Source organism: Ruminococcus sp. HUN007, assembly GCF_000712055.1.
Classification (GTDB): Bacteria; Bacillota; Clostridia; order Oscillospirales; family Ruminococcaceae; genus HUN007.
Genome location: NZ_JOOA01000002.1, coordinates 1,440,064 through 1,461,377, shown reverse-complemented (window position 1 = coordinate 1,461,377; position 21,314 = coordinate 1,440,064). Strand labels below are relative to the sequence as shown.

Below are 21,314 nucleotides of genomic sequence, written 5' to 3'. Positions count from 1 at the left end.
TCATATGAAACTTATAAATGTCGGCTACGGAAACATGATCTCATCTGACCGTCTTATCGCAATAGTAAGTCCTGAATCGGCTCCTGTGAAAAGAATGATACAGGATTCCCGTGACAGCAGTGTACTGATCGATGCGACGTGCGGACGAAGGACCCGTGCAGTTCTTGTTATGGACAGCGGGCATATAATACTTTCGGCAGTTCAGCCGGAGACCATGGCGCTCAGATGCAGCGGCGAGAAAGGAAATGAAAATGATGGATAAGGGCATACTTATCGTTGTTTCCGCTCCTTCCGGATGCGGAAAGGGAACGATACTTGCAGAGATATTAAAGGACGAAAAATTCTTTTACTCCGTTTCTGCCACAACAAGATCACCAAGACCGGGCGAGACTGACGGAGTGAATTATCATTTTCTGAAAAAGGAACAGTTCGAGGAGCTCATCGCTTCAGGCGGCATGCTCGAATACGCACAGTACTGCGACAATTACTACGGCACTCCAAGGGAAAAGGTAATGGAGAAACTCGCTGAAGGAAAGCACGTTATCCTCGAGATCGAGGTACAGGGTGCTATGCAGATAAGGGAAAAATGTCCTGATGCAGTGTTCATCTTCATCGCTCCTCCTTCGGTGGAAGAACTGAGAAACAGACTCTCAGGCCGCGGAACAGAGACTGCCGATGTCATCGAAAAGAGAGTTTCCGAGGCTGCTCATGAGATCAGCTTTGCTGACAGGTACGATTATGTTATCGTAAATGACAGACTTGAAGATGCAATAGAAGATTTCAGAACGGTAGTCCGTGCTGAAGAACTTAAATCAGTAAACCAGAAAAATATTATAGACGAGGTGCTTAAAAATGCTTAGACCAGCAATTTCACAGATCATTACAAAGAACGAAAGCTACTATTCTCTGGTTATCGGAGTTGCAAAGAGAGCAAGACAGATCGCTGACGAGCTCTACGAAAAGGGCGAGATCCTCAAGGAAAAGCCTGTTAAGACTGCCGTTGAAGAATTTGCAAGCGGCAAGTACAGGATAGTTGAATATCATGAACCGGACTCTGATAAAAACTGATGCAGACCGTTTCTGCGGTGCGAACGGCAAGAATTGCTGTTTACAATATTGCATATACAGCTGACAGGCCGTTCTCATATCTTATCCCTGAGGATATGTATGGGGCGGCTGTCTGCGGAGTAAGGGTAATTGTTCCTTTCGGCAGAGGCGGCAGAAAGCGTATCGGACTTATACTCAGTGTGACTGATGAAGTCCCTTCAATGAAGCTGAAGTCCGTTGTGTCAGTCGTTGACCGTGAACCGGTCATAAAGCCTGAAATGATGCGGATGATCCTCTGGCTTAAGGAAAATACTTTCTGTACATTTTATGAAGCGGTAAGAACCATTCTGCCTTCAGGAATGAATGTCAGTGTAAATGAAAAGTATGAGCTGTGCAGCGGCTGGGATCCTGATGATCTTACTGATGAAGAACGTAATCTTGCAGGTTTTCTGGAGAACGCTTCATCGGAACGTGAGTTTGACGAACTGCTTGACGTGTCCTCAGATACAGGCAAAAGGCAGGTCGTGGAATCTCTTGCTGCAAAGGGCGTAATAAGACGTGTAAGTGAGGCGAGTCAGCGCATAAAGGACAGGACCATGCGCATGATAAAACTCACGGAGAATTACGTAAATGAGCCGGCAGCGTTTCGTTCCACTGCAAAACAGAAACAGGTCATAAAGCTTCTTTCTGAAAACGGTTCGGCATCTGTTAAGGAAGTCTGCTACATATGCGGAATTACAGATGCGGTTGTAAAGAATCTTGTTAAAAACGGTGTGTGTGAGGAATTTGATGTTCCTGACTACCGTCTTCCGGGCGAAGAAAAATACGAACCGGATGCTCTGGGAAAGATCATCCTTTCCGAAGAACAGAACAGGGTATTTGCAAGAGTATCGGAAGTTATTGATGAAGGAAAGCCGCACTGCTTTCTGCTTCACGGTGTTACCGGCAGCGGAAAGACATCCGTGTTCATAAAGCTCATAGAAAAAACACTTGCTGACGGTAAAACCGCGATGCTTCTCATACCGGAGATCTCGCTGACACCGCAGATAGTTGAAAATTTCTGCAGGCTGTTCGGCGGCACCGTTTCGGTCATACACAGCAATCTTTCACTCGGGCAGCGTCTCGAGGAGTACAGACGTATTGAAGCAGGCCTTTCCAGAATAGTTATAGGCACAAGAAGTGCAGTGTTTGCACCTCTTGAAAGGATCGGACTCATCATCATGGACGAAGAAGGGGAAAGATCCTATAAATCAGACAGTGCTCCGCGTTACACTACTTCGGCCGTTGCAAAGGAACGCTGCAGAACACACGGGGCAGTTCTTCTGCTCGGATCGGCAACACCGTCGGTCGAGAGCTATTACTATGCACGCAAAGGCGTGTATGAACTGCTCGAACTCAAAGAGCGCTATAACAAGAGTGAACTTCCGCACGTTGAAATAGTCGACATGAATGCGGAAAGGGCAAACGGGAATACCGGAGAGTTTTCAGAAGTTCTCGTGCACGAAATAAAGCATAACCTTGAGGCAGGAGAACAGACGATACTTTTACTCAACCGCAGGGGCTATCATACTGTAATATCATGCGCCGGATGCAGCAGACCGCTTTACTGTCCGAACTGCAGCATACCGTATACTTACCATAAAGCGAATGATTCGCTGGTATGTCATTACTGCGGCAGTATTGCAGAGCTTCCGGAAAAATGTCCGGAATGCGGCGGTACGGTGTTCAGACAGATAGGATTCGGCACTCAGAAGATGGAAGAACAGCTTGAAGCTCTTTTTCCTGGGGCACGTATCCTGCGTATGGATGCAGACACCACATTTTCACGCTATGCATACGAAAAAAACTTTAAGGATTTTGCTGAGAAAAAGTATGACATAATGGTAGGTACCCAAATGATAGGCAAGGGACTCGACTTCCCTGACGTTACCCTTGTCGGAGTTGTCTCTGCGGACAAGTCACTTTTTTCAGGTGACTTCAGAAGCTACGAAAGAACATTTTCGCTGATCACGCAGGTGGCAGGACGCAGCGGACGCGGCGGAAAAAAAGGAAGGGCCTATCTTCAGACCTTTATGCCTGATCATTATGTTCTTGGTCTTGCTGCCGCACAGAATTACACTGGTTTCTACGAGGAAGAGATAGCATTAAGAAAAACACTTATCTTTCCTCCGGTGTGTGACATCTGCGTTATCGGTATTTCGTCTGTGTCAGATGCAGCTGCAGCCGCGGCCGCAGCAGTCACACTTAAGATAATAAAGGATATAATCGCTGAGGAAAAAATAAAATTTCCTCTCAGGGTCCTGGGACCTGTTCAGTCAGGCATTGCAAAACTGAACGGAAAGTTCCGGTACCGTCTGATCATTAAATGCAAAAACAACAAGGAAACAAGAAGCTTTATTCGCAGGATACTTCTGAAAACTGCAGAATACCGCGAATATTCGAACGTTAATATTTATGCTGACATGAACGGCGACATAGTTTAAAAGGTGGTAGAACATGGCATTAAGAAACATTGTTACAAAGGAAAATGATATACTTTATAAAAAATGCAGAACAGTTGAAAAGTTCGATGAACGCCTCTGGACACTGCTTGACGATATGAAAGAAACCCTTTACAAAGCACAGGGCTACGGTCTTGCAGCTCCTCAGGTGGGAATTCTCAGAAGAATCGCTGTTATCGATGTCGGCGAAGGTCTCATAGAACTTATCAATCCTGAAATACTTGATCCTGAGGGAGAACAGCGCGACGTTGAAGGCTGCCTTTCCTGCCCGGATGTATGGGGATATGTAAAAAGGCCGTACAGCTGCACACTCAGGGCACAGGACAGAAACGGCAACTACTACGAAAAGAGACTTGAAGGCATTTTCTGCAGATGTGCATGCCACGAGACAGATCATCTTGACGGAAAATTATTCATTGACCTTGTTGACGAGTTTGTTGAACCGGAGGAATAAGTTTGAATATAGTTTTTATGGGTACGCCTGATTTTGCAGTTCCTTCGCTGAAGGCTCTTGTAAATGCAGGTGAAAATGTTACAGCTGTTTTCACACAGCCTGACAAACCGAAGGGCCGCGGCTATAAAATGATCCCTACGCCGGTCAAGGAAGCAGCTCTTGAAATGAACATTCCTGTTTATCAGCCGCTTTCACTCAGAAAGGGTGAAGATGCAGAAACTGCGCTGAACATACTGAAGGAAAACGCTCCTGACCTTATAGTTGTAGTAGCGTACGGCCAGATACTTCCGGAGGCGATACTTACACTTCCGAAACACGGATGTATCAATGTTCACGGTTCTCTGCTGCCGGAATACAGAGGTGCTGCTCCGATGCAGTGGTGTCTCCTGAACGGCGAAAAGAAGACAGGTGTTACCACGATGATGATGGACAGGGGACTTGACACCGGAGACATGCTCATAAAGTCTGAAATACCGGTAGGCGAAAACGAGACATTCGCTGAACTTCACGACAGACTTGCCGTATGCGGTGCTGAAACACTTATAGAAACCATCACGTCACTTAAAAACGGCACTCTTGAACGTACGCCTCAGGACGACAGTCTTTCGACATACTCACCTATGATAACCAAAAACATGTCGCTTATTGATTTTAAAGAGCCGGCATGTAAAATACACAATACGGTAAGGGCGATAACCGGATATGCTTTTCTTGAAGGAAAGAGAATAAAGTTCTTCCGTTCAGTGCTTACCGGAAAAAAATCAGACTGTGAACCGGGTACTGTTACCGGGACTTCTTCTGAATTCCTTGTGGTCTGCGGAGACGGCGGGGTAATAGAATTTACAGAAGTACAGCCTGAAGGAAGCAAAAGAATGAAGGCTGCTGATTATCTCAGAGGCAGCAAGCTTCAGGCAGGAATAAAATTCACTACCGGAGAATAGTATGGTAAACTGCAGAAAAGAAACGGTAAAACTTCTTTCAAAGACTTTCAGTGAAGACAGTTACTCAAACATTCTGCTTGACAGTGTGCTCTCGTCCGGCGAGATGACGCTTCAGGAGAGAAAATTCATAACTACACTTTATTACGGTGTCCTTGAAAGAAAAATTACTCTTGATCACATAATATCGTGCTTCAGCACCAGAAGGCCGGAAAGGCTTGATCCTACTGTTCTGAATATACTCAGGACGGGGATATACCAGATCAGATATATGGACAGTGTGCCGGACAATGCAGCTGTTAATGAATCGGTGAAACTTACAAGAGGTTTCCGTATTTCCAGCGCATCCGGATTTGTCAATGCGGTGCTGAGAAACTACCTCAGGGATCCGTCTGCTGTGAAGGAACCCGGGGATGAACTTGAGGCGCTTTCAGTACGTTACTCTGTATCGCCGGATATAATCTCGGCGGTGATCTCAGGTTACGGAAGAGAGTTTACCGAATCGTTTCTTGAACGTCTTACCGGAAAACCTCCTGTTTACATACGTCTTAACAGTACGGTCGCGGATGAAAAGATGCTGAGGGAAGCGATGTCGAAAACAGATCCTGTAAAGTCAGATATTCTGCCTGACTGCTACAGTGTCGGAGCGGGCGTGCTCACGCATACACCCGCATTCAGAAAAGGCTATTTTCATGTTCAGGATATTTCATCACAGCTTGCCTGTGCGGCGCTCGCACCTGAACCCGGAGACAAGGTCCTTGATCTCTGTTCCGCACCGGGAGGCAAGTCTTTTACCATGGCTGAAATGATGCACGGTGGGGGAAAGGTGATCGCATTTGATCTGTACAGCCACCGCGTACGTCTCATTGAAGACGGTGCCGAAAGGCTTCACCTCGGAAATATATCAGCTTTCACTCATGACGCACTGGAATATGATCCTTCACTTGAGGGGGCGGACAAGGTGCTGTGTGATGTACCGTGCTCCGGATTCGGAGTTATGGGAAAAAAGCCTGAAATAAGATACAAGCTTACCTGTGATCTTGAGGAACTTTATGATATTCAGTACAGGATCCTCTGCAACGGTGCAGCTTATCTCAGAAAAGGCGGTGAGCTCGTGTATTCCACATGTACGCTCAACCGGAATGAAAATGACGGTATAATTGACCGTTTCCTTCGCGAGCATGAAGACTACGAGGGCGTGAGCTTCCTTGAAGATGCCGGCGAACCGTTCGGCGGGTACAAGGCTGTTCTTGGTGCTTCAGGTCCTGACAGCGATGGTTTCTTTATTTCAAAGATAAGAAGGAAATGATCATGGCAGAGAAAAAAGACATACTTTCCATGAGCCTTGCAGAGCTGACAGAGACAGTCACCGGTGAACTGGGTGAGAAAAAATTCAGGGCCGGACAGATCTATGAATGGCTGCACATAAAAAAAGCGGTCAGTTTTGATGAAATGACTAACTTATCAGCCAGTTTAAGACTAAAACTAAATGATACGTTTTGTATAAAACGCCTAAATATCGTCCGAAAGCTTGAATCAGCTATAGATAATACTGTAAAATATCTTTATGGACTTAACGACGGCAATATTGTCGAGTCTGTAGTGATGGAGTACAGCTTCGGACTATCCCTATGTGTATCCACGCAGATAGGCTGTAAAATGGGCTGCGATTTCTGTGCTTCAGCCATAGCCGGGTTTGTAAGAAACCTTACGGCTTCCGAAATACTTCTCCAGAAGTACGAAGCCGAACGTGATCTCGGAAAAAAGATATCACGTGTTGTGCTTATGGGAATAGGAGAACCGCTTGATAATTATGACAATGTTCTGCGGTTCATCAGACTTGTTACAGCACCGGAGTCCGACGGGATCAGCATGAGACATGTTACCCTGTCGACCTGCGGAATAGTTCCGCGGATACGTGACCTTGCCGGTGAGGATCTTTCAATAAATCTTGCTGTGTCGCTTCACAGTCCTGACGATGTTTCACGAAGCAGAATAATGCCTGTGAACAGAAAGTATGATCTGGCTTCGCTCATGTCAGCGTGCAGATACTATACGGAAAAGACAGGACGAAGGATAACCTTCGAATATGCTGTCATTGAAAATGTCAACTCTTCATCCGCTGATGCAAAGAAGCTTGCTTCACTTTTCAGCGGAATGATAAGTCATATAAATCTTATCGGAGTAAACAATGTTAAGGAAAGGGACTATTCCTCTTCCTTATCACATGTTGAAAAGTTCAGGAACGAGCTGGTAAAGCTCGGAGTCAACGCAACTGTGCGCCGTAAGCTCGGCACAGATATCGAGGCGGCATGCGGTCAGCTCAGACGTGAATATGAAAGGTCAAGGGGTGAGATGATTGAAAATAGCCAGTGAATCGGATATTGGCTTATGCAGAAATGAAAAATCAGGATATGGTCGTCTGTGAAATATTCGACGATGCGGCCCTGATAATAGTCTGCGACGGTATGGGCGGGGAAAACCACGGAAAATACGCCAGTACCATTGCGTCAGAGGTGGTAAGAAGCAAGTTTATTGCCGGATATGACCGGTCATTTGCGTCCAAAACCCTGAAAAATCTGCTGGTCTCAACAGTTACAGTGGCTAATTCAGTAATATTCAATACATCCCACGCAGAGCCTGAAAAATCAGGAATGGGGTCAACATGCGTTGCTGCATTTATAGATGCAAAATCCGACACGGTACACATTGTAAATGTCGGCGACAGCAGAGCGTATCTCTGCAGAGGCGATACTCTGGAGCAGATAACCAGGGATCACTCATTTGTACAGCTCCTTAAGGATCAGGGAAAGATCACTGAGGAGGAAACGGTCAACCACCCCAAGAAGAATATGCTCATAAGGGCAGTCGGGGTAGACAGGGAGATCGAAGTTGATTATTTTGAAACAGAGCTTCAGGGAGCAAAGCTGCTCATATGTACTGACGGCCTGCACGGCTGCTGTACTGACGAGGAGATAAAAAATGTGCTTTCCGGCTGTGACATAGAAGAAGCAGCAAAGAAGCTTGTGGATATGGCTCTTGAAAAAGGAGGTCCGGATAACATAACGCTTGCCGTGGCTGAAAACAGCTGAAGCGAATATGATTAGACGGAAATCCTGCGTAAACGCTGATTATGTTAATGTGCGGGCGGCATCCTGAAAACTCCTAATGCCTTCACATAAAAATCCGGTCCGTGCAGGATCACGGAATCAGTCAGTGTTTTCCAGAAATATGATCAGGAGTGTTTGATACATGGATAAATATATTGGAAAAAAGCTCGACGGACGTTTTGAGATTCAGAAACTTATAGGATCCGGCGGCATGGCCAACGTTTACAGAGCCAGGGACAGACTCGACGATAACGGGACCATTGTTGCAGTAAAGATCCTGAAAAGAGAGTATGCTGAAAATGAGGAGTTCCTCAGACGTTTCAGGAATGAATCGCTTGCAATTGCCCAGCTGTTTCATCCGAACATAGTGAAAATAATAGATGTCGGATTCAGAAACAATTCGGATACCCAGTACATCGCCATGGAATACATAGAGGGAATAACTCTGAAAAAATACATGGAGATCGAAAAGGTGCTCGACTGGCAGACTGCTTCATATTTCATGCTGCAGATCCTCAGAGCGATCGGACATGCACATTCAAAGGGGATTTTCCACAGGGACATAAAGCCCCAGAATATAATGGTGCTTGAAGACGCCAACATAAAAGTCATGGACTTCGGAATTGCAAAATTTGCAAAGGATGAAGGACTCACAACTACAGCGCAGGCTATCGGTTCCGTGCATTACATAAGCCCTGAACAGGCGCGCGGAGGCGAGACAGACGAGCGGAGTGACATTTACTCGGCTGGTGTGGTATTCTATGAAATGCTGACCGGCATCAAGCCGTTTGACAATGAAAACCCGATATCTGTTGCGCTCATGCATATGCAGGCCAAGGCAAAGCGCCCTTCGGATGTTAATCCGAAAGTTCCTGAAGGGCTTGAGAATATTATAATGAAAGCGATCGAAAAGGATCCGGACAGGCGTTACGCCAGTGCCGAGGAAATGATCGCAGATATTGAAAAGTTTAAACTGAATCCGGGCCGAGGTTCAGGATACAGTAAAGAGGAGAAAGGTAATATTATGGAAAAAGATAAGCAGACAAACGATATTAATTCAACAAGGTCGTTCAAGTCTCTTGAATCTGACAAAAGTTCTGACAGTCTCTACAGTGACGCACCGGCTGAAATGCCTTACAGCTATTCCGATACACCTGTAGTGGAGGAGGAATATGTTGAAAAGAGATCACTTTTCATACCGATGCTTTCAGGTATTGTCATAGTTGTAATAATAATTGCGACGATCTTCCTTGCTGGTCTCCTGCTCAATTACTTCGGCGGCGAATCAGATTTCAAGGAATTTACAGTAAACAACTTCGTTGGTCAGGAATACGAAAATGCCAAGAAGCTTTACAGCAAATATCTTGTTTTTGAAGTAAAGGATACAGTTTACTCACAGATGCCTGTCAATACGATCCTTGAACAGGATCTTGAGCCGAATTCAGTTGTAAAGCCGGGTCACAAGATTCACGTAGTTCTCAGCAAGGGACCTAAGATGATCGATGTACCTGCTCTCGACAACGGATTTACAGAATCACAGGCGAAGGCAATTCTTGAAGAAAAGAAATTCTCATCACAGGTAAAACTCGTATACAGTGATACAGTTCAGGAAGGCTATGTTATCAAGACCGAACCTGCAGCAAACACAGCATGCAAGGAAGGATCAACAGTTCTTATCTACATCAGCCGAGGAAAGATGACCACACAGGTAAAGCTTCCTGATATCAACGGTAAAAAGGAAGCTGAAGCAAAGAAGATGCTCGAGGACCTTGACCTTGTAGTTAAGACAGCAACAAGAAACTCAGAAATGCCTGAAGGTACAGTAGTAGGTATGGACTTCTCACCAAATACTGTAGTTGAAACAGGCACTCAGATAACAGTTTTCGTAAGTACAGGTCTTCCTGCAGTTTCAACTCAGGAGATCACGATCAACTTCCCTCAGGATGCATACGGTACATTCGCATTCAAGGTATTCGTTGACGGTACACTCAACAGCGAACACAGGGACGTTGATGCCAAGTACACTTCAAGCAAGAACATTGCGATCAGTGCTTCAGGCGCAAAGAAGGAGATCACAATTTATCTTGTAAACCAGGGCAACAACAAGGAATTTGAAATAGGAAGATACCAGTTCTCATTTGACGAGTCAAGAACAAGACAGACTATTTCGGAAGATATCAACAAGGCATTCAAGGAAGTAGACGGTATCAAGGCAAATCAGCAGAAGGAATCACCATCACCTTCTCCTTCACCATCACCGTCACCATCACCGTCACCTTCTCCTTCACCATCACCGTCAGCTGCTCCGGAGGATTCAGAACCGGAAAATCAGGAACCATCTGACGGCAGCGAAGAAGATGCCGGCAATGACGGAGAACAGTAAATGTCATCAGATAAAACAGGACTGATAATCAGGTCCATCGGGGGACTCTATACCGTAGAGTCTCCTGATGGCATTTATGAATGTGTTCCGCGCGGAATATTCAGGAAAGAAGGCCGCAGCCCGTGTGTGGGCGACAGGGTAACTTTTTCAGATGAAAAAGTCATTACTGATATACTGCCGCGCAGAAATCACATTATAAGACCGCCGCTGGCCAATATGGATCAGCTCATTTTTGTAGTGAGCGTATGTGAGCCGGCACCGAATCTTTTACTTCTTGATAAATTTATTGCCATTGCGGAGTATAAGAATATAAAGCCTGTTGTGGTAATAACCAAAGTAGATCTTGATAGATCTGACAATATCTTTTCTGTCTATACCAGAGTCGGAATTGATGTCGTTGTCATAGACTATTCCGATCCGGATACAGTACAGAGACTGAAATCGATGCTTGCCGGAAAAATAAGTGCGTTTACAGGTAACAGCGGAGTTGGAAAATCAACTCTCCTGAATGCCATAGACAGTACACTTGAAATAAAGACCGGTGAGATAAGCAAAAAACTCGGACGAGGCAGACACACCACCAGAGATTCGCAGCTGTACAGGCTGGAGAGCGGTGGTTACATTGCTGACACTCCGGGATTTTCGACTTTTGAGACAAACAAGTATGAAATAATAAAAAAGGAGGAGCTCAGTTCATGTTTTACTGAGTTTTCCGACTTTTCAGGGAACTGTCGCTTCAGTGACTGCTCACACACCTGTGAAAAGGGGTGCGCTGTTATACAGGCAGTGAAAGACGGTCTGATACCTGAAAGCAGGCATGAGAGTTATTGTCAGATGTATGAAGAGGCTAAGGCTATTAAGGATTGGGAACTTTAGCTTTCATAGAAGAAGGAGAAAATAAGCTTTATGGATAAGAATATCGGGGTTATTCTCGACGGCAGATACGAAGTTAAAAAACGTATCGGTGTCGGCGGAATGGCTGATGTGTACAGAGCGTTTGACCGGCTGGAAAACCGGGATGTTGCTGTAAAGATCCTTAAAAATGAATATACAAAAAACGATGAGTTCCTGCAGCGTTTCAAGAATGAATCCAAGGCTGTTTCAATGCTTTCTCATCCGAACATCGTAAAGGTGCTTGATGTTGGATTCAATGACGAGATGCGTTTCATCGTTATGGAATATATTGACGGCATAACTCTGAAGGAATATATGGAGTCCCAGCAGAAACTGGACTGGAAGGAAGCATCACACTTTATTATCCAGATACTCCGTGCCCTCGGACATGCTCATGACAGGGGAATAATACACAGGGACATCAAGCCTCAGAATATTATGATGTTTGAGGACGGAACGATAAAAGTCATGGACTTCGGCATTGCCAAGTTCACTTATGAAATAGGCATAACTGCAACAGCACAGACTATCGGTTCAGTCCACTATATTAGTCCGGAACAGGCAGGCGGCAAGCAGACCGACGGAGCAAGTGATATTTACTCGGCAGGTATAATACTTTATGAAATGCTTACCGGTATCAAGCCGTTCGATACGGATAATCCGCTGACAGTTGCACTCATGCAGATGAATGATGATCCGAAGATGCCGCGCAGCATCAATCCGGACATAAGCATAGGACAGCAGGAAGTAATACTGAAAGCGATGGAAAAGGATCCTGCTGAGAGATACCACAATGCCCGCGAGATGATAAGGGACATTGAACTTCTGCGAAGTGATCCTGATCATGTTTTCGGCTATGTATACAAGGGCGCACCGGAAAAACATTTTGAGGAATCCGAAGAAGAGAAAAAGGACACTGAAGATGTGCAGAATACTTCCGGGGAAAAAGCGGAAGAGGAAACGGATCCGATGGACTATGATCCTGAAGAGGCAACGCCGAACTATTACATTGACAGGAAATATGAAAGCGAATCAAGAAGAAAACGTATTGCCAGACGCAGGGCTGAACCAGTAAACGAGGAGCCGCCTGAGTATGAAACTCCGGGAAGCGGTATCGGCATGAAACTTGCAACAATTGCAACTGTTCTCGGAATGGTACTCGGAGTAGCTTGTATAGCCGGCTTTATTTCCGGCATTCTCGGCAAAAAGGAAGATGACAAGTTCATCATGCCGGAACTGGTACAGAAGAACTACAGCGAGATGGTGAAAAGGTATTCCGGAGATCTTGAAATAACGATCAAGGGAGAACCTCAGCTTTCGCAGTACGAAGCGGATACCATTATCGAACAGAGCATCGAGCAGGGAGCACAGGTCGATAAAGGCGCGAAGGTCTATGTCGGTATAGCAAACGGCAGAAATATCGTTCCCGAAGTAAACGGCCTTGACGCAACTGAAGCGTGCGAAAAGATCAACAATGCCGGATTCAAGGTAATACTGAAACCTATTTTCAATGACAAGGTCGACTATGACAAGGTAATACGTATTTCGCCTGAATCAGGCACTAACATGGAAGTAACCAAGGATGTAACGCTTTATGTAAGCAAGGGAGCACAGGATGATTCCCAGATAGTTCCGAATGTTGTCGGAAAGAAGAAAGATGAAGCTGAAAAGATCCTGAAGGACGCCGGATTCAGTGTTGAGATCGAGGAAAAGGATGACAAGGCGCCTGAGGGTGAAGTCATCAGCCAGAACTTCCCGCCTGACACGCTGGTAAATCCGAATGAAAAAATCGTTATTTACGTAAGTACAGGAAAACTGCCTGAGAGTGATGTTACGATCAGTCTTAAATTCCCTGAAGGCGCATACGGTGTATGTACGTTCAGAATATTTGTTGACAATGAACAGACTGATGCGATCGAGGATATCAACATCGAAGGCTTCGATGAATACAGTATCGATGTTACGGGTTCTGAAAAGAAGACAGTAAGAATTGAACTGATGAACATATTCACCGGTGAAAATGCAGTTATAGGCGAATACAAGGTAGACTTTGCAGCTGATAAATATGACACGGTAAAGGACAGCATGAAGGAAGCTCTTGAAAAGATCGGTTCACTTAACCCGGCTGAAACAACAGCTGCGGTAACAACACCGTCTCCTTCACCTTCACAGCACCATTCACCGTCACCTTCAGCGCACAGTCCTTCACCGTCTCCGTCACCATCACCGTCACCGGTGGTGCCGGTAACTTCTCCGGAACCTGTTCACACTGAACCTGCCGTAGTTACAGAAGAACCTGTGGTAACAGAGCATGAGAATGTTCCTGACGATCCGGCTGAAGAGCCGGCATCGCCTGAAGAATAAATTTATGATTAGCGATTGGAAAGGAAAAATATAATTCAAGATGAAGATGAGAAAAGTCATGACTGCGGCATCAGCTCTGATACTTGCCGCAATGCTTGGGTCTTGTGCAGGGGAAAAAGCACCGGTAATACCGGAGCAGACCGGTACAAAAGTAACTACTGAAAAGGCTGCCGAAACAGAAGCGGCAGCAGTAACGGAAACAGCTGTCACAGAAGTAACGGACAGCGAGGAACCGGCATCGCTTGTCCACAATCCTCTTACAGGTGAGTACGGATATAATCCTGATGCAGTGGGAAAAAGACCGGTTGCTGTTATGATAAACAATATCGATCAGTCACTGCCGCAGTACGGTATAAGTTCAGCGGACTACATTTATGAGATAGTTGTTGAAGGCGGCATAACAAGACTTATGGCAGTGTTCGGTGACTACACAAACGTTCCGACACTCTGCTCCATAAGAAGCTGCCGCTACTATTACCCGCTCATTGCAAACGGACTTGATGCAATTTACTGTCACTGGGGCATGGATATGACAATAGCAAAGGAGACACTTGAACGTCTCGGCATTGACAGATTTGACGGTGACAATTCAAACAGCGGTCTTTTCTATAATGATGAAAACAGACTCGAGTACTATGCAAAGGAACATACCGGATGTCTTGACGGAAGCAAACTTCCTGAGAATATTGAAAACGCCGGATTCCGTACTGAGGTAAAGAACGGCGGAGCCGATTACATGAAATTTGCGGATGGTACTGAGCCTGTGGATATTTCAGATGAGGAATGCGAGAGCATGGTAATAACCTTCTCCGGTTCCTACTTCAGTACATTTACCTATGACGGCGAGTCAAAAACATATCTCAAGCAGCATTCAGGATCACCTCACATGGATGCGTCAAACGATAAACAGCTTGCATTTACCAATGTATTTGCTCTCAAGACGGATGTTTCACTTCGTGATGACGGCTACAGAATGGATGTTGAGCTTAACGGCGGTGAAGGCTACTACTTCTCAGGCGGAAAAGTAAAGTCTATAAACTGGAGCAAAGCGGACGACAACAGCAACTTCAGATTCACCGACAGCGAGACAGGCGAAGAGCTCACGGTAAACCGCGGCAAGTGCTATATAGGAATTACTCCGAACGTTTCGTTCTGATAAAAACAAAAGCGTATGTACAAAGAAAAAAATCTTTGATACATACGCTTTTTGATTCTTACAGCGCCTGTGACGCGTAGTTTTTGTGTTCAGACGGGATTTCGGTATAAAACGAGACCGGTCTGCGAAGCATTTCAATCAGGTAATGGTATCAGTTTGGAACTGACGGATTTTTGGTATAGAAGTCGTTGATGCCGCTTTCGATAAGACTGCATGCAGTAGCTGCCATCTTTTCAGGAGTTCCGAGCGAAATATTCTGCAGCCAGGTGGAGATGATACCGAGAATACCGTTTATGATGAAGCTTGTGATGAGAAGTGTTTCATCTTTGGTAGCTTTTCCGGCAAGGTAGGTGTTTACGATTTCCAGTGTCTTGGTGTCAATAATGTCACGCAGTTTTTTCTGGAAGCTTATGTCGCCGTTGCTGCTTAACAGAACAGCGCAGAGTTCTGAATTCAGATAAATGGTTTCGAATGTGTCGTTCAGAAAATCGAGAAGTATATTCTGTGTTATGTGGTTGTTGTTGAGTTCATCGAGTGTGCTGATAAGATTTGCCGCGAGTTCGTTTTCGATTTTTTCAACCATGTCGAAAATGTCCTTGTAGTGAAGATAGAATGTCGAACGGTTGATGTCGACTTCGTCAGCGAGTTCCCTTACTGTGATGTTTTTGATGCTCTTGTTTTTCATGAGCTTTGTAAGTCCCTTTACAAGCTGCTCTTCAGTCTTTCTGACACGTCTGTCGCGCGGATTTACCATTTGAATTATCCTTTCCTAAGTATTAATATTTCCCCCAACATCCGCATGCTTCGTTAGCTCCGGGCATATCTGCTGAATACTCTGTCGTTTACTCTACATGATACATGTGTCTTTTAAAGGACATGAAATATGCCGTATGCTTTTTATTCTACACAATATTATAATACATGCGGAAGAAAAAATCAACACTATTCTATTAAAATATTTTTGCGGACACTTATTGAAGTGGACCCCATATATAGTAAACGAAAAATTCATTTTTCGTTTACTATTAGCCGATATGCAGGGAGCAAACGTAGTTTGCGGATCTGCAAGGCAATATAAATAAATTAATTATAGTGAACGTAAAAATCTTTTTTGCGTTCACTATAATTAAATCTAAAAAAACAATAGCAATTTGGGCAGTACAATTTTGAATAATAAATTGCTTCCGTAATTTCTTCATCGGTAAAATATTCAGAAGTAAACGGCATGAATTTTGTGAAAAAAACTACAGATAAATTTGACTTTTTCTTTCGCTTGTGTTATCGTAAGTAAAAGAATACACTTAGTAAGAATTCAGACAGAAAGGAAATCACCAGTGATCAGCAAAAACAGTCCGGATGAATGGGCGCTTTCTTTCGGCGATGATAACGTTGATCCGTATATTTATCATATAGAGCAGAATGTATTCGGACTGGAATATCACCGGTTTACAAAGGCTGCTTACAGGAATATGATGGAGAACGAGGATCCGGTTAAGACGGAATAAATGATTTTGACATGGAAAAGGAATATAAATATGAAAAAATATTACAGACAAATTGCAGTTAAACTTGCTCTCGCAGTGCTTTTATCCGGAACGGCATGTATATTTTCTTCATGTAACGGACAGAATTCCGGAAACAGTTCTTTTTCTGATACAAAGCAGAACGGAGAGGAAGATGTTAAGGCAGAAGTCGTCTATATCAGAGATCCGTATGAAGCGGAAGGGATGAATTTTTCAGTAAAAAGCGGATTTTACAGCTCACCGTTTTATCTTGAAATATCCGCCGGTGAAGGAAATACCGTGTATTACACACTTGACGGAAGCATACCTGATACCGGAAGCAACAGATATAACGAACCGATACTGATCACTGACAGATCTGATGAACCTGCAGTATTAAGTGCTCACACCGAAATAGTTCCTGAAGATATAAACGGTAAATATGTGCTTCCGGAAATTAAGAACGAAAAAGCGACAGTTATCAGAGCAATTGCAGTAGATAAAGACGGAAACAAGAGTAATGTTGTCACTGACACATATTTTATCGGCGATGCTCTGAGTGCAGAGAAATATAAAGGAATTAAGATAATTTCACTTGTGACTTCGGAAAATGATTTTTTCGATCATGATAATGGTATATATGTTCTGGGAAAGACATATGATGAATGGAAAAACGGTCCGGATCATGATTCCATGACAGAGGAGTGGGATATTCCTGCAAACTACAAACAGAAAGGCAGGGAGTGGGAAAAACCTGTTTCTGTACAGATATTTGAGGACGGAAAGCCGGCGGTCGCTGAAGATGCGGGAATAAGGATACACGGCAGTGCTACCAGATCATATCCGCAGAAAAGTTTTAATATCTATTTCCGAAAACAATACGGTTCATCCAAACTGGACTATGATCTGTTTTCAGGAAATGTGAAAAGTCAGTCAGACGGCAGTGCAATCACGAAGTTTGACACATTCATGCTCCGTAACGGCGGTAATGACGCAGATTCTGTCCGGTTCCGTGACAGACTTGTTCAGTCGCTTGTCAGTCACCGCAGTTTTCTTACTCAAAGGATGGAGCCGTGCATAGTGTATCTCAACGGCGAATTCTGGGGACACTATGAAATAACCGAAAAGCTTGACAGGGATTTTGTAAGTGCTCATTACGGTGTGCCGAAAAAGTATATCTGCATAATCAAAAATGAGTCACTCGATAAAGGATCTGAAGAAACATTTGCAGAGTGGGAAGAGCTGAAACAGTGGATCAGTGTGACAGATTTTTCAGATCAGAGTAACTATGAAAAGCTGTGCGAACGTGTTGACATGCAGGGCTTTATGGAATATGTAAGTGCCGAGATCTATATTGACAATGTAAGCTGGGGAGCAAGTAACGTATCGATGTGGAAGGCGGAGAAAACTGATGAGAGCAATCCTTATGCTGACGGTAGATGGCGTTTTATCATGTTCGATACGGAATACAGTTCCGCTGTTTATGTTGACACTCAGGCCTACAGGGACAGCTTTGCATATCTTTTAAAAAGCAAAGGATTTGCCGGGGTTCTTTTCAACGCAGCTCTAAAAAATGAAAACTTTAAGAAAGAGTTTACGAGTACATTTACAGATGTTGCGGAAAATGATTTTTCTGATGAACGTGTATTAGCTGAGATAGAAAGACTTGAAAATGAGTATCACGATTTTGCGACAGAGACCATATACAGGTTCTGGGGCGGCGCAGATGACATGGATAGTGTGCAGTTTAACTATGACGATAATATAGCTGTTCTGAAGGATTTCTATTTAAATCGCCGTGAACTGATAACCAGATATCTTAGTGAGTATATAAATGATTGAAAGGAATGATGAAGAATGAAATATAACAGATCTATGTACACCGGAAGCTACAGTCCGGACGATTTTGTGTTCTTCTGGGGACACATGGAAGTAAGAGATATGCTGAGATAACGATTGCAGATTTTCGATGAGGTAATTATGAACGAAGAACTGTATCTGATCCCGCGAAGAAAAAAGGGGATCCTTCATTTTATATTCAGCAGAACAGGTATAGTTCTGCTGTTTGTTGCTGTCCAGATAGCGATCTTCTATTCGCTTTACAACTGGTTTACTGATTATTTCAAGTGGTTTTCCGCTTTTCAGCTTGTGTTTTCCATCGGGATGGTGTTCTATCTGTTCAACGATACAATGGATTATTCAGCAAAGCTGACCTGGCTGTTTCTTATTATGATATTTCCGTTTCCGTCTACAATATTTCTGTGGTATACGAAGAAAAATATCGGTCACAGGCTTGTAAAGGAACGAAGCCGGGAAATGATAACGGAAACAAAGCAGTACTTAAAGCAGAATGAGCAGACGATAACAAAGCCGGAGATCGTTGATTCCGCCATGGATGATCTCTGCCGCTATCTCAACAGGAGCGGGTGCTTTCCATTGTACGAGAACACGGAAGTCCGTTATTTTCCTCTCGGGGATGATATGTTCGTGACACTGCTTGAAGAACTGAAAAAAGCGGAAAAATTCATCTTCCTTGAATATTTTATAGTCAATGAAGGACATATGTGGGGAAGCATTCTTAAGATACTGGCAGACAAGGCAGCCGAAGGTGTGGACGTAAGGCTGATGTATGACGGAATGTGCGAGGTAAGTCTCTTGCCTCACAACTATCCTGAAAAACTGAAAAAGGCGGGTATCAGCTGCAAACCCGTTGCTCCGATAACTCCGTTCATCTCAACGCATTACAATTACCGTGATCACCGGAAGATACTTGTGATCGACGGCCGGGTCGCATTCAACGGCGGGGTCAATCTTTCCGATGAATACATAAACATCGGCTCCCGTTTCGGACACTGGAAAGATACAGCGGTCATGCTTGAAGGCGAAGCGGTGCAGAGTTTTACACTTATGTTCCTGCAGATGTGGAATATGACCGAACACGAGCCCGTGTGGGAACCGGCACACACCAGCGTTCAGGCGAAGAATGACGGTTTTGTCATGCCTTACTGTGACTGCCCTCTTGACGGTGAAAAAGTCGGAGAAAGCGTGTACATTGATATTCTTTACCGTGCAAAAACGTATGTGCATATTATGACGCCTTATCTCATACTTGACAATGAACTCGAAACAGCCCTGAAATATGCTGCACAGCGCGGAGTGGATGTAAAGATCATTTTACCGGGTATTCCGGATAAAAAGTCAGCGTATGCACTTGCCAAAACGCATTACCAGTCGCTTACCGGAGCGGGAGTCGGAATATATGAATACGCTCCCGGATTTGTCCATGCAAAAGTATTTGTAAGCGATGATGAAAAGGCAGTTGTCGGAACTATCAATCTTGATTACAGAAGTCTTTATCATCATTTTGAATGTGCGACCTATCTTTATAAAACGAAATGCATTTCGGACATTGAAACAGATTTTCAGAACACTCTTTCAAAATGCCGGAAGGTGGATGGCGAATCTATAAAGCACGAAAAACTGTTTTACAAACTGCTCGGCAGTATTATTAAGGTGATAGCGCCTCTGATGTAAAGCGACAGAAGATAAAAACCACCGCATCATCAGCCGGTTATTACGGTTTGTGATGCGGTGTTTGATTATATTTTTAGATGTTATATCATCCAGACCGGAACAATAAGATTCTGTGAATTAACTGCAGAAAGTTCAGTTCTCATACAAATTACGGCGCCGGTTCCGCGGGGAACGTTTCCTTTGTCAAGTATCTCAAATGCCTTTACAATATCAGAAGAAGGATTTGCTGAACGCTTTAATTCAAGCGGATGAAGTTTGCCGTCGGATTCTATTACCATATCGATCTCACGGGCATCGCGGTCGCGGTAATACCAGAGAAGACAGGCTTTGGCGCAGTTGATATATGTTTTACGTATTTCAGCTACGACATAGTTTTCAAGTATCGCTCCGTTGATCGCACCGTTTGCCAGTATTTCAGGCGAGCTGTAACGTGTTAGATACGCCACAAGTCCGGTATCAAAGAAATACATCTTCGGCGTTTTTACGCTGCGTTTAAGAAGATTATTTGAATACGGATGCAGATAAAAAATGATATCCGATTTTTCAAGCACTGAAAGCCATCTTTTTGCTGTCTCATCAGATATTCCGGCATCGGATGCAATATCATGAACATTGAGAAGCTGACCGACTCTGCATGCAGCCGCCCTGATAAAATCTGAAAACACCAGCGGATCTTTTACATCAACAAGAGCGCTGACATCGCGTTCGATATAGGTCTGAATATAACTGCTGTAAAAAACATCACGATCTTTATATCTGCCGCTCAGCAGTCCCGGCATCGATCCGTTCCAGATTCGTCGGTAGATCTCATTAATATCAGCAGGGGTATTTGTTTTCTTTCGGAGATTAAGTTTCTGAAGATCTACAGCAAACGGTTCTGTCTTTCCTGATCCATACGCTTCATGCTGAGATATGGATGACATATGCAGTATAGCTGCTCTTCCTGCGAGTGATTCTCTGGCAAGTTTCATAAGACCAAATGCCTGTGATCCTGAAAGCCAGAAAGATCCCGGTTCGGCACCGTTATCGACTGCAATTTTGATATAAGAAAATAATTCCGGAGCATACTGTACTTCATCTATCAGAACCGGAAGAGGATGCAGCTGAAGAAACATAGCAGGATCATTCTTGGCGAGCCTTCGTTCTTCAAGATCATCTAAAGTCACATAAGACATATTTTCCGGCATGATTTTTTTAAGAGCTGTCGTCTTGCCTACCTGCCTCGGTCCGGTGACAATAATACATGAATATTCTTCTGAAAGCGAAGAAATTTTATCTGAAAGATCTCTGTCTATATAAATCATAAAATCATTCCTCTCGGCTAAAATTCGATTCAATCTTATTTTAGCCGAGATTTATGATTTTGTCAAGGCAGGTATGAAAGAATGGAACGCGATCTTATCGACAACATTCTTGAAAGCTGTGTAAAAC

Annotated in this window: 18 protein-coding genes; 16 read left to right on the top strand and 2 right to left on the bottom strand. The window is 44.1% G+C overall.

The annotated features are described in order from the left end of the window. The first annotated feature begins 4 nt into the window (after positions 1–4). The 13 genes from CC97_RS10560 to CC97_RS10500 all read left to right on the top strand — a co-directional run bounded on the left by CC97_RS10560 (position 5) and on the right by CC97_RS10500 (position 14,847). A complete protein-coding gene (locus CC97_RS10560; RefSeq protein ID WP_044974941.1) occupies positions 5–262 on the top strand; it encodes a DUF370 domain-containing protein in 258 nt (85 codons plus the stop codon). Then, positions 246–860, top strand: a complete 615-nt coding sequence (gene gmk, locus CC97_RS10555) for a guanylate kinase (protein WP_347493604.1) — start codon at positions 246–248, stop codon at positions 858–860. Before CC97_RS10560 ends, gmk begins: the two co-directional genes overlap by 17 nt. Next, on the top strand, positions 853–1,068 hold the full coding sequence (gene rpoZ, locus CC97_RS10550) for a DNA-directed RNA polymerase subunit omega (RefSeq protein ID WP_044974939.1): 216 nt from the start codon (positions 853–855) through the stop codon (positions 1,066–1,068). The genes gmk and rpoZ overlap by 8 nt, the downstream gene beginning before the upstream one ends. Further along, positions 1,068–3,530: a primosomal protein N' gene (gene priA / locus CC97_RS10545; RefSeq protein WP_044974938.1), complete on the top strand. Its 2,463-nt coding sequence runs from the start codon at positions 1,068–1,070 to the stop codon at positions 3,528–3,530. The genes rpoZ and priA overlap by 1 nt, the downstream gene beginning before the upstream one ends. Before the next feature lie 13 nt (positions 3,531–3,543). After that, on the top strand, positions 3,544–4,002 hold the full coding sequence (gene def / locus CC97_RS10540; RefSeq protein ID WP_044974937.1) for a peptide deformylase: 459 nt from the start codon (positions 3,544–3,546) through the stop codon (positions 4,000–4,002). Positions 4,003–4,004: 2 nt separating this feature from the next. Next, positions 4,005–4,943, top strand: a complete 939-nt coding sequence (gene fmt, locus CC97_RS10535) for a methionyl-tRNA formyltransferase (RefSeq protein WP_242848166.1) — start codon at positions 4,005–4,007, stop codon at positions 4,941–4,943. Position 4,944: 1 nt separating this feature from the next. Then, entirely contained in the window at positions 4,945–6,249 is a 1,305-nt protein-coding gene (gene rsmB / locus CC97_RS10530) for a 16S rRNA (cytosine(967)-C(5))-methyltransferase RsmB (protein WP_044974936.1), read from the top strand. Positions 6,250–6,251: 2 nt separating this feature from the next. Continuing rightward, positions 6,252–7,316 carry a 23S rRNA (adenine(2503)-C(2))-methyltransferase RlmN gene (gene rlmN / locus CC97_RS10525; protein WP_044974935.1) on the top strand — a complete coding sequence of 355 codons (1,065 nt, stop codon included), beginning with the start codon at positions 6,252–6,254 and terminating at the stop codon, positions 7,314–7,316. 8 nt (positions 7,317–7,324) lie between these two features. Next, entirely contained in the window at positions 7,325–8,032 is a 708-nt protein-coding gene (locus CC97_RS10520; protein WP_049962834.1) for a Stp1/IreP family PP2C-type Ser/Thr phosphatase, read from the top strand. Positions 8,033–8,192: 160 nt separating this feature from the next. Continuing rightward, positions 8,193–10,433: a Stk1 family PASTA domain-containing Ser/Thr kinase gene (gene pknB, locus CC97_RS10515; RefSeq protein WP_049962833.1), complete on the top strand. Its 2,241-nt coding sequence runs from the start codon at positions 8,193–8,195 to the stop codon at positions 10,431–10,433. Then, positions 10,434–11,309 (top strand): ribosome small subunit-dependent GTPase A, encoded by an 876-nt coding sequence (gene rsgA / locus CC97_RS10510; protein ID WP_044974934.1) that lies wholly within the window; start codon positions 10,434–10,436, stop codon positions 11,307–11,309. 30 nt (positions 11,310–11,339) lie between these two features. After that, the gene (pknB, locus tag CC97_RS10505; RefSeq protein ID WP_049962832.1) at positions 11,340–13,691 is read left to right on the top strand and encodes a Stk1 family PASTA domain-containing Ser/Thr kinase; all 2,352 of its coding nucleotides are present in this window, start codon (positions 11,340–11,342) and stop codon (positions 13,689–13,691) included. 40 nt (positions 13,692–13,731) lie between these two features. Then, the gene (locus CC97_RS10500) at positions 13,732–14,847 is read left to right on the top strand and encodes a DUF3048 domain-containing protein (RefSeq protein ID WP_044974933.1); all 1,116 of its coding nucleotides are present in this window, start codon (positions 13,732–13,734) and stop codon (positions 14,845–14,847) included. Positions 14,848–14,998: 151 nt separating this feature from the next. On the opposite strand, the gene CC97_RS10495 is transcribed toward CC97_RS10500, so the two are convergent. Beyond that, positions 14,999–15,601, bottom strand: a complete 603-nt coding sequence (locus tag CC97_RS10495; protein WP_044974932.1) for a TetR-like C-terminal domain-containing protein — start codon at positions 15,599–15,601, stop codon at positions 14,999–15,001. Positions 15,602–16,181: 580 nt separating this feature from the next. On the opposite strand from CC97_RS10495, the gene CC97_RS20190 reads away from it, so the two are divergent. The 3 genes from CC97_RS20190 (at position 16,182) to cls (ending at position 19,883) form a co-directional block, all read left to right on the top strand. Beyond that, positions 16,182–16,352, top strand: coding sequence for a DUF3877 family protein (locus tag CC97_RS20190; RefSeq protein ID WP_197021857.1), 171 nt, complete (start codon positions 16,182–16,184; stop codon positions 16,350–16,352). 30 nt (positions 16,353–16,382) lie between these two features. Further along, a complete protein-coding gene (locus CC97_RS10485) occupies positions 16,383–18,191 on the top strand; it encodes a CotH kinase family protein (protein ID WP_049962831.1) in 1,809 nt (602 codons plus the stop codon). A 138-nt stretch (positions 18,192–18,329) separates the two neighbouring features. Then, positions 18,330–19,883 (top strand): cardiolipin synthase, encoded by a 1,554-nt coding sequence (gene cls / locus CC97_RS10480; RefSeq protein ID WP_081850078.1) that lies wholly within the window; start codon positions 18,330–18,332, stop codon positions 19,881–19,883. An 80-nt stretch (positions 19,884–19,963) separates the two neighbouring features. Here cls and CC97_RS10475 read toward each other — a convergent pair whose 3' ends face one another. After that, positions 19,964–21,187 carry an ATP-binding protein gene (locus CC97_RS10475; RefSeq protein WP_044974930.1) on the bottom strand — a complete coding sequence of 408 codons (1,224 nt, stop codon included), beginning with the start codon at positions 21,185–21,187 and terminating at the stop codon, positions 19,964–19,966. Between the last annotated feature and the right edge of the window lie 127 nt (positions 21,188–21,314).